13 protein-coding genes and 1 pseudogene are annotated in these 13,679 nt (G+C 70.4%); 1 reads left to right on the top strand and 13 read right to left on the bottom strand.

Translation table 11 applies throughout. The features are described 5' to 3' along the window. The 13 genes and pseudogenes from MEICH_RS30275 to MEICH_RS25725 form a co-directional block, all read right to left on the bottom strand. A pseudogene (locus MEICH_RS30275) lies at positions 1–275 on the bottom strand (ABC transporter permease); the annotation flags it as partial. Between the two features lie 10 nt (positions 276–285). Then, positions 286–1,194 (bottom strand): ABC transporter substrate-binding protein, encoded by a 909-nt coding sequence (locus MEICH_RS0116980; RefSeq protein ID WP_027893586.1) that lies wholly within the window; start codon positions 1,192–1,194, stop codon positions 286–288. A gap of 141 nt (positions 1,195–1,335) precedes the next feature. Then, a complete protein-coding gene (cax, locus tag MEICH_RS0116985; RefSeq protein ID WP_027893587.1) occupies positions 1,336–2,409 on the bottom strand; it encodes a calcium/proton exchanger in 1,074 nt (357 codons plus the stop codon). Between the two features lie 143 nt (positions 2,410–2,552). Next, a complete protein-coding gene (locus MEICH_RS0116990; protein ID WP_027893588.1) occupies positions 2,553–3,263 on the bottom strand; it encodes a GNAT family N-acetyltransferase in 711 nt (236 codons plus the stop codon). A 25-nt stretch (positions 3,264–3,288) separates the two neighbouring features. Beyond that, positions 3,289–3,738, bottom strand: coding sequence for a cupin domain-containing protein (locus MEICH_RS25720; RefSeq protein WP_051304296.1), 450 nt, complete (start codon positions 3,736–3,738; stop codon positions 3,289–3,291). A gap of 253 nt (positions 3,739–3,991) precedes the next feature. Continuing rightward, the gene (locus MEICH_RS0117000) at positions 3,992–5,104 is read right to left on the bottom strand and encodes a zinc-dependent alcohol dehydrogenase (RefSeq protein WP_027893589.1); all 1,113 of its coding nucleotides are present in this window, start codon (positions 5,102–5,104) and stop codon (positions 3,992–3,994) included. A 322-nt stretch (positions 5,105–5,426) separates the two neighbouring features. Next, complete coding sequence (locus MEICH_RS0117005) at positions 5,427–5,861, bottom strand: hypothetical protein (RefSeq protein ID WP_027893590.1); 435 nt, start codon at positions 5,859–5,861, stop codon at positions 5,427–5,429. Positions 5,862–5,918: 57 nt separating this feature from the next. Beyond that, a complete protein-coding gene (locus MEICH_RS0117010; RefSeq protein WP_027893591.1) occupies positions 5,919–6,881 on the bottom strand; it encodes a vWA domain-containing protein in 963 nt (320 codons plus the stop codon). Further along, complete coding sequence (locus MEICH_RS0117015; protein ID WP_027893592.1) at positions 6,882–7,778, bottom strand: vWA domain-containing protein; 897 nt, start codon at positions 7,776–7,778, stop codon at positions 6,882–6,884. An 8-nt stretch (positions 7,779–7,786) separates the two neighbouring features. Further along, positions 7,787–8,833 carry a VWA domain-containing protein gene (locus tag MEICH_RS0117020; RefSeq protein ID WP_027893593.1) on the bottom strand — a complete coding sequence of 349 codons (1,047 nt, stop codon included), beginning with the start codon at positions 8,831–8,833 and terminating at the stop codon, positions 7,787–7,789. Then, positions 8,830–9,828, bottom strand: coding sequence for a DUF58 domain-containing protein (locus MEICH_RS0117025; RefSeq protein ID WP_084542396.1), 999 nt, complete (start codon positions 9,826–9,828; stop codon positions 8,830–8,832). Before MEICH_RS0117025 ends, MEICH_RS0117020 begins: the two co-directional genes overlap by 4 nt. A gap of 15 nt (positions 9,829–9,843) precedes the next feature. Then, positions 9,844–10,902: an AAA family ATPase gene (locus MEICH_RS0117030; protein WP_027893595.1), complete on the bottom strand. Its 1,059-nt coding sequence runs from the start codon at positions 10,900–10,902 to the stop codon at positions 9,844–9,846. A 64-nt stretch (positions 10,903–10,966) separates the two neighbouring features. After that, positions 10,967–11,488 carry a hypothetical protein gene (locus tag MEICH_RS25725; RefSeq protein ID WP_051304298.1) on the bottom strand — a complete coding sequence of 174 codons (522 nt, stop codon included), beginning with the start codon at positions 11,486–11,488 and terminating at the stop codon, positions 10,967–10,969. A 341-nt stretch (positions 11,489–11,829) separates the two neighbouring features. Here MEICH_RS25725 and MEICH_RS25730 point away from each other — a divergent pair, with 341 nt between their 5' ends. After that, the gene (locus MEICH_RS25730; protein WP_036219613.1) at positions 11,830–13,452 is read left to right on the top strand and encodes an N-acyl-D-amino-acid deacylase family protein; all 1,623 of its coding nucleotides are present in this window, start codon (positions 11,830–11,832) and stop codon (positions 13,450–13,452) included. The last annotated feature ends 227 nt before the right edge of the window (positions 13,453–13,679 follow it).

Genomic DNA, 13,679 nt, shown 5'->3' on the forward strand with positions numbered 1-13,679 from the left:
ACCCCCCGCGCCACCCCGCCCGCCAGCAGGGCCCAGCCCAGCGTGAGCAGCCCCAGCAGCAGCGGGTAAGCAGCCCCGCGCAGGAGGGGCAGCAGCAGCCAGCCCAGGGCCAGCGCCGCGGCCAGGGCGGGCTCGAGGCCCCACGGCCGCACGAACGCCCCGTCGAGCAGGCGGTTGGGCTTGAACGCGATCCAGGGCAGGGCCAGGGCCAGCAGGCCCAACCCGGCGGCCAGCCAGGCCACCGGGTTGAGCGCTCGCCCAGCAGGGCGCAACACGCGGGCCCCCTTACTTGATCAGGCCCTTCTGCTTGAGGTACTCGGCGGCCACGTCGGCGGCCTTCTTGCCCAGCGCCACCTGGCCGTTGAGGTCGGAGAGCACGTCCTCGGTGAGGGTGGCGAAGAGCGGGTTGATGAGGGTGGCGAGCTCGGGGTAGCGGTCGAGCACCGCCTTGCGCACGGTGATGGCGGGCTGGTAGACCGCGACCGCGCCGCGGGGGTCGGTGAGGGCGACCAGGCCCAGCGTGGCGATGGCCCCGTCGGTGCCGTAGGCCATGGCCGCGTTGACCCCGTTGGTGCCGCGGGCCGCCGCCGTTTCGGTCTGGGTGGTGTCGCCGCCCGGCAGGATGAGGAGCTGTTCGGGCTTGAGCTTGAAGCCGTAAACCCGCTCGAAGGCCTTGAGCGCGTCGTCGCGGTCGACGAACTCCTGGCTGGCCGCCAGCTTCACCGGCTTCCCGGCGTTGACGTAGCGGGCGAAGTCGGCCATGGTCTTGAGGCCTTCCTTCTCGGCCAGGGCCTTGGGCACGGCGATGGCCCAGGTGTTGTTGGCGGGGGCCGGGTTGAGCCAGACGATGCCGTTCTTGGCGTCGAGCTCCTTGGCCTTGTCGAAGCCCCGCTTGGCGTCGCGGGTCAGGGCGGCCTCGACCTGGGCCTCGGGGAAGAACTGCGTGAGGGCGGTGCCGGTGTACTCGGGGTAGAGGTCGATCTCGCCGGAGGTGAGGGCCCTGCGCACGATGTTGGTGGTGCCGGTGCGGCAGCGGTCGTTGACGCGGAAGCCGGCGGCCTCGAGCCGCAGCTTGACCATCTGGCACAGCACCTCCCCCTCGGTATCGATCTTGGAGCCGACGGTGATGGGACCCTTCTGGGCCAGGGCGAGGCCCATCCCCAGGGCGATCAGCAACGCGAAGACACTTTTCATCCAGAAACCTCCTAATCCTCATGTACTGCTTAGGTTCGTAACATAACACTTCGACCCCGGCGATATGTCAGCGAGCTTACTCACTGACCGCTCGGTGGACAGCCGGTAGCCGGTCGGACGTATTCATTTTCGCGCCGCCCATTAGCGCGGGGTGAAAAAGAAGGCAAAACCCAGCAGGGCGTACACGCCCAGCAGCAGGAAGCCCTCGAGCCAGTTGCTCTCCCCGTCGCGCACCACCGCGTTGGTCGCCAGGATGCTGGCGGCGAGGGCGGCGAGCTCGAGGGGGTTGTGGAAGACGAGGTCCATGGGCCGCCCGGCGAAGTAGCCCACCAGCACCAGGATGGGGGCCACCAGCAGCGCGATCTGGAGGGAGGAGCCCACCGCGATCTGCACCGCCAGATCCATCTTGTTCTTCATGGCAAAGACCACGGCCGCGAAGTGCTCAGCGGCGTTGCCCACCAGCGGGATGAGGATGATGCCCACGAAAAACTCCGAAAGCCCCAGCACCTCGGTGGCGGCCTCGAGGCTCCCCACCAAAAACTCCGCCATCACCGCCACCCCCACCGTGGCCGCGGCCAGCACCCCCACGGCCACCGGCACGCTCCAGGTGGCCGGGTGCTCCTCGGGGTGGGCCTCGTCGAGGCCGCTGACGAGGTCCTTGTGGGTGCGCAGGGTGAAGTAGATGTTGGCGAGGTAGATCAGGATCAGCACCCCGGCCGTGGCGAGGCTGAAGAGCTCGTCGGGCAGGGTGGGGTCGGGCACGTTGAAGAAGTTGCGCTCGGCGAGGTCGAAGAAGGTGGGGAGCATGAAGGCGATGAGCGTGAGGGTGAGCAGCGAGGCCGAGAGCCCGGCCGCGTGGGCGTTGAAGTTCTGGCGCAGGTAGCGCAGGCCCCCCAGGAAGATGGACAGCCCCAGCACCAGCAGCAAGTTGGAGAGGATCGAGCCGGTGATGCTGGCCTTGACGATCTCGATCTTGCCCGCCAGCAGGGCCACGGTGGCGATGATCAGCTCGGCGGCGTTGCCGAAGGTGGCATTGAGCAACCCGCCCACCGTGCTGCCCGCCCGTGCCGCCAGCTCCTCGGTGGCCTGCCCCATCCAGCCCGCCAGCGGCAGCAGCGCCAGCGCCGAGACCACGAAGATCCAGACCGCCGGGGCGTGGAAGACCTCCAGCGCGACCGCCAGCGGGATGAACACCAGCATGCCGTAGCGGAACATGGCGGTATTGTACCGCCGCCCTCAGCCCTCCCCCACTGCCGTTGGTATGACCCGCCGGGAAAAAACCCTAAGACAAGGGCGAGGCCCGCGCGAGGAGTGAGGAGGGGGGTTAAGCCCTCGAGCCGCCCTCGCGAGCGCCAGCGCTACCCGCCCGGCCCCGCCGCCGGCAGCAGGCGCAGCACGTCGCCCCCGGCCCGCTGCCGCAGCTTTTCGACCTCCCGGCGGGCCCGCGAAGGCCCCAGCCAAGGGGTCCAGTAAGCCCGCAGGGTCTCCAGCACCAGCCCCGTCGCTACGGTCTCGGCGGGCTCGCGCGGGCAGTAGAGCAGGTCGAGGTTGGTGACCGGGCCGCCGCCCGGCCCGCCCACGGGCTGCTCGTAGCGGAGGTCCACCTTCCGAAAACCCAGGGCCTGAAAAACCCGGCGGCGCTGCACGGGGTCGGAGCCCACCCGCCGCTCGGCCTCGAGCTCGGCCGCGCTCATGCGCTCGGGGGCCACCACGTCGATGAACACCCCGTTGACCCGGCCTTTGGCCGCCGCGTCGAGCACGGCGAAGCGGGCCTCGTGCAGCCTGCGGGCGAGGCCCCGACCCCGGGCCTCGGGGGCCACGCCCATGAAGCTGGAGAAGCCGGTGTTGGGCCGGGCCATGTAGTGGAAGAGGGTCCCGCCCAGCACCTCGCCCCCCTCCTCGGCCACGACCAAAAAGTTGCCGCGCGCGGCGAGCGGAACGCCGATCATGGCCCGGATCACCCCGGGCGGGATCAGCATGTCCGGCTCGAAGTAGACCCGCCGCTGGAGCTGCCCGAACTTGCCGATGGCGGGGTCTAGGGGGCTGGTGACCTGACGGACCTCGAGCACGGCGTCGCCCCGGCCTCGGACACCCTCACTCCTCCGGCCGGTACTGCGAGGGGTAGTTGACGATCTTGTCCCACTCGTCGGCGGTGGAGCGGGCCACGAAGGCGATTAATGGCTCGGAGCCGATGTTGATCACCTCATGAGGCACCCCGGGCTTGATGTAGATGAAGTCCCCCGCCTCGTTGATGACCTCCTGCTTCAGCCCCTCGCCGAAGGTGTGCTTCACCCGCCCCTGCGCGATGAACAGCATCACCTCGAACCCTTCGTGGATGTGCGCGTAGGCGATGGCCCCCGGCGGCACGGTCGCCACGTTGACGGAAAGCCCCGTAGACCCCACGTTCTTCGCCGACATCCCCTGCATGTAGCGAATACCGTTCCAGCCGCGCTCCTTCCCCCCACCCCGGATCACGGTGATCCCGCCCAGGTCCTCGACGATGCTCTGGTCGATCTCCCCGACACCCTTGGTCTGTTCTGGCATGCCTCAATCTACCAGCTATCCCGCACGGGTTGGGGATGGAAAGCGGCTCGTGGTTTACCCCCTCCCCGGCCCTCCCGGCCGGCGTCGAGGGTCTAGGGCCAAGGCGTCCAAGGTCTCGCGTCTTGCGTTTTGCGTTTTGCGTCTTGCGTTTTGCGTCTTGCGTCTTGCGTCTTGCGTCTTGCGTACGGCGTACGACGTACGACCCGCGCCCGGCTATGGGCTATCGGCCATCAGCTATCGACCACCGCCCCCATCAAGGCTTGAACACGATCTTAGCCCCCCCGCGCTTGGCCGCCCGGATAGCCTCCGGCCACGACTCGAGCCCGAACTGCTGGCCCACCAGCACCTCGATGCCCTCGAGCTCGGGCAACAGCTTGACCGCGGTCGCGAAGGCGTCCCAGTTGTAGGCGTAGCTGCCCAGCAGGCGCACCTCGCGGAACCAGTAGGGCGAGAAGTCGTGCAACGCGCCGCCGGGGGAACCCAGCAGCAGGATGCGGCCGCCCTCGGTGACGGCCCAGCTCGAGTCCTGCAGGGCGGCCGGGTTGCCGGAGGCCTCGATCACCGCGCCGAAGCCGCCCCGCCAGGCCCGCTTCCCGAGCAGGCCACGGTAGCTCACGTACTTCTGGGCCTTCTGGGCCTCGCGCACCGAGGGGTAGGTCACGTTGGCCCCGAAGGCCCGGGCCCACTGCGCCGCGTGGTTGCGCCGGACGACCGCGTGGATGGGGCCCTCGAAGCCCAGTGCCCGCAGCACCGCCACCGACAGCAACCCGATGGTGCCGCCCCCGACGACCAGGATCTCGTCGGGCCAGTCCTTCGCCAGCGCCTGCTGGACGCCGTGGACCACCACCGCCAGCGGCTCGGTGAGCACGGCGCGCTCGTCGGGGACGCTCTCGGCGACCGGGAAAATCCGCTCGCGGTGGGCCACCAGGCGCTCGCTCCAGCCGCCGGGGAGGTCGGAGCAGTAGCCCAGGATGCCGGGGCGGAAGTTGCCCTCGGTGAGGTTCTGGCAGCGGTGGTCGTCGCCCTTGGCGCAGGCCGGGCAGTCGGGGAGGCCGCGCTCGTGGCAGGTCAAGAGCGGGTTGACCACCACCCGCACCCCGCCGAGCTCGGCCAGGATCTCGTGGCCCAGCACCGCCGGGAAGGAGTAGAAGGGCGCGAGGGCGGGCGAGCTCTTGCCGTAGAGCAGGGCGAGGTCCGAGCCGCAGACGCCTGCCAAGCGCACCTTGAGCCGCTCGAACCCCCGGGGCGGGGTGGGCTCGGGCAGGTGCACGAGGTGCAGGGGAAGGCTGCGCACCGGGTAGCGGCCGTCGAGGAACCTGGCGAAGACGTAGCGGGGGATGGAGGGGGTGAAGTTCAGGGCCCGCATCATGACCCGGCTGCCGCTGGCTAGCTGCGTGGCGGCTCGAGCGGGCAGAGCGGGTGCCTGAACCATAAACCTGCTTTCTAGCTTACCGCCTCGCCCGGGTGAGGAGATTCATACCGGATTCAAAAAGATAATCATCCGATCCGAAGAGCCCCGGAGGCTATCTTCTTGAATCCCAGAGCACACTCCTCCCTGACGGCCGGCGAAGCAAGCGTCTCCCTTCGGTGACGAACTAACCGAATCTGGCATCAGAAGCTCGAGCGGCGCCGGGTTAGCCCGGGTAAAGCCGGAGCAACTCGGGATCGCTCTATCTCAGGTTGGGAAGTTACAGCGCGTAGCGCAGCATGGCCCAGGCCAGCAGTAAGCCCCGCGCCGACCAGGCCAGGGTGCGCAGCCAGTTGGTGTACACCAGCAGGCTCAGGGCCTGGGGGTCGAAGCGGCGGGCCAGCCTGCGCTGCAGGGGGGCCTGCACCAGCAAGCCCCAGGCCCAGATCAGCACCAGCAGGCCGAGGCCGAGCATGAAGACCCACGACGGGACCCAGCCGGGCGGGAAGACCACCAGGACGATCCCGGTGACGAGCTCGATGAACATCAGCGTGCCCATGACCTGCGGCAGGAGCAGGCTGTGGTTGGCCTCGTAGGAGGAGAAGGCGTTCTCCCCTACCTTGGCGAAGAGCGGCAGGTTCACGACCTGCAGGGTCCAGATCAGGCCCACCAGGGCCCACGTGGCGCAGAAGTGGGTGAGGATGATCAGTCGCATAGGGCTCGAGGGCGTCGTTGGCGCGTCGGGGTCGGGGAAGGCTTAGGGTCGAAGGGTTCAGATCACCCGGCGGCGCCACTCGCCCAGCAGCAGGCTCGCCAGCAGGCACGCCACCGCGGCCATCACCGCGTAGCCGGTGGCCTCGTCGCGGTGGTAGTCCCATACCACCGAGCGGCTGAGGTCGCTGTAAGTCTGCTTGAGCGCGCTGGCCGAGTCCACGAAGTAGTACTCCCCGCCCGTAGCCTGGGCGATGGAGCGCAGGGTCTCCTCGTCGAAGCGGGCCGCCCACCACAGCCGGGGCTCGATGCCCGGGATGGGCCCCTCGGTGACCGAGCCCACCCCGATGGTGTGGACGGTCACCTGCTGCCGCGCGGCCTCGGCGGCGGCCTCGAGCGGGTCCACCCCGCCGTAGTTGCGCCCGTCGGACAGCAGGATCACGGTGGCGAGCTTGTAGGGGTCCTCGCCGGTGGCCTTGCGCTCCTCGAGGCTGGGCAGGGCCTGCACGCTCTCCATCAGCCCGTCGCCGATGGTGGTGCCGAAGTCCATCTCGAGCAGGTTGACCGCTTCCATCACCCGGTGGTGCTCGCTGGTGAGCGGGACCACCAGCCGCGCGTAGCGGGCGAAGATCACCAGCCCCACCCGCGCCCCCTCGGGCAATTCGCGCACGAAGGCCTTGAGGGCGTTCTGGGCCGCGGTGAAGCGGTTGGGCTTGACGTCGCCCGCCGCCATCGAGCGGCTGACGTCGAGGGCGAGGATCACCCCGGCCTGGGGGTTGGCCCGGGGGATGGCCAGGCTGGGCCGGGCCAGCGCCAGGATCAGCAGCGCCAGCGAGGCCAGGTACAGCAGGGCCGGGAGGTAGCGCGACCACCGCCGCCCCTCGGCACCGGCCCGCGTCAAAAGCGCCAGGTGGGGGTAGACCACCGCGGCCTCGCCCCTGCGGCGCACGCTGCGCCAGTAGGTCCACACGAACAGCGGCAAGAACGCCAGCAGGAACAACGCCCAGGGCCAGGTCAGGCTCATTCACACCACCCTTCTGCGCGCGAAGGCGACCCCCAGGCTCAGGCCGAGCAGGGAGGCCGCCGCCAGGGAGAACAGCGCGGAAACTTCGGTCGGACGGGGCCGCACCGCGATAACCCTGCCTAAGTCGCGGTGGGCGTCGCGCAGGTCGGTCGCGGAGAAGATGGGGTAGTAGCGGCCCCCGCTGCGGTCGGCGACCTGCTTGAGCACGTCGTCGTCGAAATTGTGGCCGTGGGTCCCCACCCCGATGGCGTGGATGCGGATGCCCCGGCGGGCCGCCTCGGCGGCGATCTCGAGCGGGTCGTTGCCGGAGTTGTCGTGGCCGTGCGAGAAGAGCACGATCACGCCGGGCCGGCCCTCGCCGGCGGCGTCGGGGAGGGCCTCGAGCGCGGACAGCAGGCCGTAGGTGAAGGAGTAGCCGTCGCCGAGCTCGAGGTTTTGCAGCGCCTCGTAGACCCGCTGCCGCTCGAGGGTCAGCGGCAACATGGGCACGCCGTAGCTCGAGAAGACCGCGATCCCCACGGGGATGCTGGCGGGAAGCGCCTCCACGAGGGCCCGCGCGGCCTGCTGGGTGGCCTCGAGGCGGTTGGGGGCGATGTCGGTCGAGCGCATGGACCAGCCGGTCTCGATGGCGAGCATCACCCCGGCCAGGTTCTCGGCGGCCGGGAGGGGCAGGGTCGGGCGGGCCAGCGCCAGCAGCCCCAGCGCCACCGCCCCCAGGTACAGCAGGGCGGGCAGGTGGAGGCGGCCGGGGTTGTGGGCCTGGGCGCGCAGCAGGGCCTGCGCCTCGGGGTAGGCCGCGAAGGCCCTCGACTGCCCGAGCACGCCCCGCCGGTACAGCGCCACCAGCAGGGGGAGCCCCAGCAGGGCCAGCAGAACCCAGGGCGCCAGGAAGCCCATGCCCCTCCTTACGGCACCCGCCGCTGCCAGTGCAGGTTGAGCGCCCCGGCCACCACCAGCAGGATCAGCGCCAGCCCCGAGAGCAGGGCCGAGATCTCGGTGCGGGTGGGTTCCCAGCGGATGATGGTGCCCAGCTCGGTGAAGACCTCGCGCAGCGCGTCCTGGCTGGGGGCGTAGGTGTACTTGCCGTCGGTGTCCTGGGCCAGGGCCTGCAGGGTGCGGGGCTCGAAGGGCACGTAGTAGTTCTGGCCGTCCTGCTGCATGATGGCCCCGCCCTCGCGCCCCACGCCCACGGTGTAGACCTTGACCTTCCACTGCGAGGCGAAGCGGGAGGCGATCCGCAGGCCGTCGCTGGCGGAGACCTCGGGGTTGGAGCTGACGTTGTTGACCCCGTCGGAGATGATGAGGATGGCCCCGGGGGGCATCTTCTCGGGCTGGGGCGCGGGCCCGGACGGCGCGGGCGTGTCGGGCACGGCGAACATGCGGGGGGTGAGCTCCTCGGGAGGCTTGACGTCCTTGCGGCCCGGCAGCATGCGCACCCCGGTCACCACCGCCGAGGTCAGTGAGGTGTTCTGCGCGACCTTGAGCTGGGCGATGGCCTCGCGCACCCGCTCGCGGTCGGTGGTGGGGGGCACGAGCACTGTGGCCACGTCGGAGAAGCTGGCGAGCCCGATCTGGGTGGTGGCGGGGGCCACCTTGAGGAACTCGAGCGCGATGGCGCGGGCGGCCTCGAGGCGGTTGGGGTTGAGGTCGGTCGCCAGCATCGAGCGCGAGGTGTCGATGGCGAGCACCACTGCCGCCTTGTTGACCGGCAGGGGCAGGGCGGCCACGGGCCGGGCCGCCGCGAACAGCAGCACGCCCAGCGCCACGAGCTGCAGCACCAGCGGCCAGCGGCGGTGCGCCCGGGAGGCCGGCCGCAGCACGGCCTTGAGCAGGTGCGCGTCGGCGAAGGCCTGTGCGGTGCGCTGGCGGCGGCGCTCGAGGCTCCACAGCACCGCGACGGTGACGGGCAGCAGCAGCAGCGCCAACAGCAGCGCGGGCCAGGTGAAGCTCATACCGCCCTCCTTCCCTTGCGCCGCAGGGTGAACTTCAGCAGCGGCTGCACCAGCTCCTGGGCGGTGGAGAGCTCGAGGTAGTCGATCTGGGCCGCCCGGAAGGCCCGCAGCAGGCCCTCCTCCCGCTTCTGCACGAGCGCGGCGTGAGCGGCCCGCACCCGGGGGTCGTCGGTGTCGAGCCAGACCTCCTCCCCGCTCTCGGGGTCGCGCAGGCGCAGCTCGCCCACCTTGGGCAGCTCGCGCTCGGCCGGGTCGTAGACCCGCACCGCGATCACCTCGTGGCGCTGGGCCAGGCGGTGCAGGGCGCTCTCCCAGCTCGCCGGCTCGTCCAGGAAGTCGGAGACCACGAAGACCAGGGCCCGCCGCCGCAGGGTCTTGCTGAGGTGTTCGAGCCCTTCGGCCAGGCTCGAGCGGCGTTCGAGCCCTTCGGCCAGGCTCGAGCGGCGGCCCTCGAGGGAGGGCACGCCCATCAGGGAGTCGAGGATGCGCAGGGCCTGCTGGCGCCCGCTGCGCGGCGGGGTGACGCGCATGCGGCCGTCGCCCAGGCCCACCGCGCCCACCTTGTCGCCGTGGCGGATCACGATGGAGGCGGCGGTAGCGGCGAACTCCAACGCCAGCTCGCCCTTGAGCACCCGGCGGGTGCCGAAGTCCATCGAGGCCGAGCGGTCAACGACCAGCCAGGCGGTGATCTCGCGCTCCTCGCGGTACTGCCGCACGTGCAGGGTGCCGGTGCGGGCGGTGACGTTCCAGTCGATCTTGCGCACCTCGTCGCCGGGCTGGTACTGCCGCACCTCGGCCAGGTCGAGGCTGGGGCCGTAGAACACCCCGCTGTAGTCGCCGAACAAGAAGCCGTCCAGCCGCCGCAGCACGGTGAATTGCAGCCTCCGCAGCAGCTCGACGGCCGGGGGCCTGACCCGCAGGGCCCCGCCCTCCTGCGGCGGGGGTTCGGCCCCGGGGGGTGGCCCAGCGGGCGGGCGTCGGAAGCGTCGCAGCATCGCAACCCTCCGGGATCAGGCCGTGGGCGGGTTCTGCGGCTGGCTCAGGGGGCGGCCGTCGCGGTGGGGGTCGCCCAGGTGGACCCGCGGCAGCGGCACCGCCCCGATGAGCTTGGCGAGCAGGGCCTCGAGCTGCACCCCGTCGGCCAGGGCCTCGTAGGAGGGGATGATACGGTGGCGCAGCACCTCGGGCGCCAGGTCGCGCACGTCCTCGGGCAGGGCGAACTCCCGCCCGCGCACGATGGCGAGGGCCTTGGCCCCCAGGATCAGGTTGACGCTGGCGCGCGGGCTGGCCCCGAAGCTGATGTAGCGCCGCTGCTCGGGCAGCCCCACCTCGCCGGGCTCGCGGGTGGCGCGCGCGAGGTTGACCGCGTACTCGGTGACCAGGGGGTGCACGTAGACCTGGTCGGTCATGGTCTGCAGGTCGAGCAGCTCCTGGTGGGTGAGCTGGACCTCGACGGGCGGGAACTTGGTGGAGACCCGCTCGACGACGGTGATCTCCTCGTGCATGCCGGGGTAGCCCACCACCACCTTGAACATGAAGCGGTCCACCTGGGCCTCGGGCAGGAAGTAGGTGCCCTCCGACTCGATGGGGTTCTGGGTGGCCAGCACCAGGAAGGGGTCGGGGAGCTTGTAGGTCTCCTTGCCGATGGTGACCTGCCGCTCCTGCATGGCCTCCAGCAGCGCCGACTGGATCTTAGCGGGTGCGCGGTTGATCTCGTCCGCCAGGATCAGGTTGGCGAAGACCGGGCCGAGCTCGACCTCGAAGGAGCCCTCCTTGGGGTTGTAGATGCGGGTGCCGATGAGGTCGGCGGGCACGAGGTCGGGGGTGAACTGGATGCGCTTGAAGCTCGCGCCGATGGCCTCGGCCAGGGTCTTGATCGCCAGCGTCTTCGCCAGCCCCGGGACGCCCTCGATGAGGATGTGCCCCCGCGCCAGCAGCGCCACCAGCATGCGCTCGAGCATCAGGTCCTGCCCGACGATGATCTTCTTGACCTCGAAGAGCAGGGTTCGCAGCCGGGACGAGGCGTCTAGCACGACTTGGGGCTCGAGGGGGGTGATCGGTTTATCCATGGGCAATCCTCCTGAAACGGGCGGGGGTGGGCATGGCGGTCAACGCAGGCGGTTCCCGGGCCGCCTAAATGCGGTTGTTCTGCTGCGGCTGGGAGGGAGCGGGCTCCGGGGTCGGGGCTGGGGCCGGGAGGGCGGGGCCGGGGTTGGTGGGGTCGAGCGGGATGAGCTCGGGCGAACCTCCCGGCTGGCCGGGGAACGGCCCGTTGCCGGGCCCGGGCTGCTGCTGTTGCTGCGGCTGCTGCCCCGGGCGCGGGAGCTGGTAGAGCCGCCCGTCCTGATAAATGAAGATCGGGCACTCCTGGGGCTGCTGCCCCTGGCCCGGTTGTTGCTGCGGCTGCTGCCCCTGCCCCGGCTGCTGCCCCTGGCCGGGCCCCGGCAGCGGGATGAGCTCCTGGGCCCCCTGGTCGGGAGGGCCCTGGGGCGGCAGTTGGAATTGCACGGGACGGGCCACGCCCGCCGGAACCGCGGCGTAAGGGCTCGAGCCCTGCGAGAGCCGCCCGGCGAAAAAGCCCGCCAGCGCCAAAGCCGCCCCGGCCATCACCAGACCGGCGGGCTTGAGCCACGAGGTGCGCACTGGGGTTGCCATGGTTCAGTGTAGGCGCGCTCGAGGGCCGCCTTCAATAAAACAAGGCACAGTGTTTGTGAAGACGCCGCGAAAATCCCCCCGCCCAACTGCCCGGTTTTTCCATGCCTATGTCTACCACGGCCGACCTGCCGATTCGCAACAGCCGAAGGATGGATAGGGCTGGGATGAACGGTGGGTCTGAGCGCAGGGGCAAGGGGCAACGCCGAGGGCGAAAGGAGGGCTTGTGGCGTGTGACGCTCGAGGTCTAGGGTCGGGGATCTAGGGTCGAGGCGTTTTGCGTTTTGCGTCTTGCGTACGACGTACGATGTAAGACGTACGACCCTTGACTTAGACTAGACCCCGTGCGCTACAACCAGATTATCCGCAAAGCCCGCGTGGTGGACGGCTGCGGCAACCCCTGGTTCTACGGGGACGTGGCGATCGCGGGGGAAACCATCGCGGCGGTCGCCCCGGCGGGGCAGCTTTCGGCCCGCGAGGCCGGGGAAGTCCTCGAGGCCGACGGCCGCGTGCTGGCGCCAGGTTTCATCGACATCCTCTCCCACTCGATCCAGCCCCTGATGCGCGACGGGCGCTGCCTGTCGAAGGTGACGCAGGGCGTGACCACCGAGATCATGGGCGAGGCCTGGACCCCCGCGCCGCAGGGCGGGCAGATCGCGCCGCGCAAGCTGTCGCCCTACGTGCCCGAGGCCTGGAACGAGCGCATGAAGACCTGGCGGCGCTTCGGGGACTGGCTCGAGGCCATGGCCCGGCACGGCGTCTCGCCCAACGTGGGCAGCTTCCTGGGCGGGGGCACCCTGCGCGAGTACGCCTGCGGCATGCGCATGGGCAAGGCCAGCCGGGATGAGCTCGAGACCATGCGCCGGGTCGTGCGCGAGGCCATGGAGGACGGGGCCTTCGGGGTGTCCTACGCCCTCATCTACCCCCCCGACGACTACGCCGACGCCGAGGAGATCGTGGAGGTCTGCAAGGTAGTGGCCGAGCACGGCGGGCTCTACATCACCCACCTGCGCTCGGAGAGCGACCGGCTGCTCGAGGCGCTCGAGGAGGCCCTGGAGATCGGGCGGCGGGCCAACCTGCCCGTGCAGATCTACCACCTCAAGGCCTCGCGCGAGGACAACTGGCCCAAGATGGCCCAGGCCATCGCCCGCATCGACCAGGCCCGCAAGGCCGGGCAGGACGTGACCGCCGACGTGTACCCCTACACCGCCAGCGGCACCGGCCTCACGGCCATGCTGCCCAACTGGGTCGCGGAAGGCGGCGGGCTTTACGAGAAGCTGCGCGACCCCGCGGTGCGCGCCCGCGTCCGGGCCGAGCTCGAGGGCCCTAACCCCGACGTGGACACCCGCTCCCGCGCCGAGCACGTCATGCCGGTGGGCTTCCAGAAGCCCGAGAACCAGGTCTACGTGGGCAGGCGGCTCTCGGAGATTGCGGCCATGCGCGGCCAGGAACCTCTCGAGGCCGTCTTCGACCTGCTGGTGTCGGAGGGGCAGCGCATCAGCACCATCTACTTCAGCATGAGCGAGGACAACCTGCGCCTCGAGCTCTCCCAGCCCTGGGCCATGGTCTCCACCGACGCGGGCGGCTTCGACCCCGAGTGGGCCAGGGGCTACGGGCCGGTCCACCCCAGGGGCTACGGCAGCTATCCCCGCGTGCTCGGGCGCTACGTGCGCGAGGAGGGCTTGCTGAGCCTCGAGGAGGCCATCCGCAAGATGACCTCCCTCCCCGCCAACCGCCTCTCCCTCTTCGACCGCGGCCGCATCGCCCCCGGCTGCAAGGCCGACCTCGTCCTCTTCGACCCCGACGCCATCAGCGACCGCGCCACCTTCGAAGACCCCCACCAGCTCTCGGTGGGCGTGCACGAGGTGTGGGTCAACGGGGTGCGGGTGCTCGAGGACGGCCAGCACACCGGAGCGACGCCGGGGCAGGTCGTGCGGGGGCCAGGCTGGAGAAGTGCGGTGAGCTGAGGCTTACTCTGTCTGGCAAGGCCGTGGCGGTTCTCGGTGCTTTGGTTTGGTGACCCCTGCTCCGCCGTCAGGGGAGCGAGGGGGAGGCCATTCCACATGGCGGGGGCATCGCGGTACGCGATCCGGCATGCGCCGGAAACCTGCTCCCCCTGGCGGCCCCCGAGGGACTCGCGGACATGCCGCCGGGCCCGGCGGCATGCTCGTCTGCGCCACCCCGCCCACCCCCT

The sequence above is a fragment of the Calidithermus chliarophilus DSM 9957 genome (assembly GCF_000430045.1).
Lineage (GTDB): Bacteria > Deinococcota > Deinococci > Deinococcales > Thermaceae > Calidithermus > Calidithermus chliarophilus.

What these genes read in the sequence shown, in the direction of transcription:
- MEICH_RS0117005 (WP_027893590.1), bottom strand. Translation starts at nt 5,861, where the DNA reads ATGCGACTGATCATCCTCACCCACTTCTGCGCCACGTGGGCCCTGGTG.
- MEICH_RS0117010 (WP_027893591.1), bottom strand. Translation starts at nt 6,881, where the DNA reads ATGAGCCTGACCTGGCCCTGGGCGTTGTTCCTGCTGGCGTTCTTGCCG.
- MEICH_RS0117030 (WP_027893595.1), bottom strand. Translation starts at nt 10,902, where the DNA reads ATGGATAAACCGATCACCCCCCTCGAGCCCCAAGTCGTGCTAGACGCC.
- MEICH_RS0116980 (WP_027893586.1), bottom strand. Translation starts at nt 1,194, where the DNA reads ATGAAAAGTGTCTTCGCGTTGCTGATCGCCCTGGGGATGGGCCTCGCC.
- MEICH_RS0117000 (WP_027893589.1), bottom strand. Translation starts at nt 5,104, where the DNA reads ATGCGGGCCCTGAACTTCACCCCCTCCATCCCCCGCTACGTCTTCGCC.
- cax (WP_027893587.1), bottom strand. Translation starts at nt 2,409, where the DNA reads ATGTTCCGCTACGGCATGCTGGTGTTCATCCCGCTGGCGGTCGCGCTG.
- MEICH_RS0117020 (WP_027893593.1), bottom strand. Translation starts at nt 8,833, where the DNA reads ATGAGCTTCACCTGGCCCGCGCTGCTGTTGGCGCTGCTGCTGCTGCCC.
- MEICH_RS0117015 (WP_027893592.1), bottom strand. Translation starts at nt 7,778, where the DNA reads ATGGGCTTCCTGGCGCCCTGGGTTCTGCTGGCCCTGCTGGGGCTCCCC.
- MEICH_RS0117025 (WP_084542396.1), bottom strand. Translation starts at nt 9,828, where the DNA reads ATGCTGCGACGCTTCCGACGCCCGCCCGCTGGGCCACCCCCCGGGGCC.
- MEICH_RS25720 (WP_051304296.1), bottom strand. Translation starts at nt 3,738, where the DNA reads ATGCCAGAACAGACCAAGGGTGTCGGGGAGATCGACCAGAGCATCGTC.
- MEICH_RS25725 (WP_051304298.1), bottom strand. Translation starts at nt 11,488, where the DNA reads ATGGCAACCCCAGTGCGCACCTCGTGGCTCAAGCCCGCCGGTCTGGTG.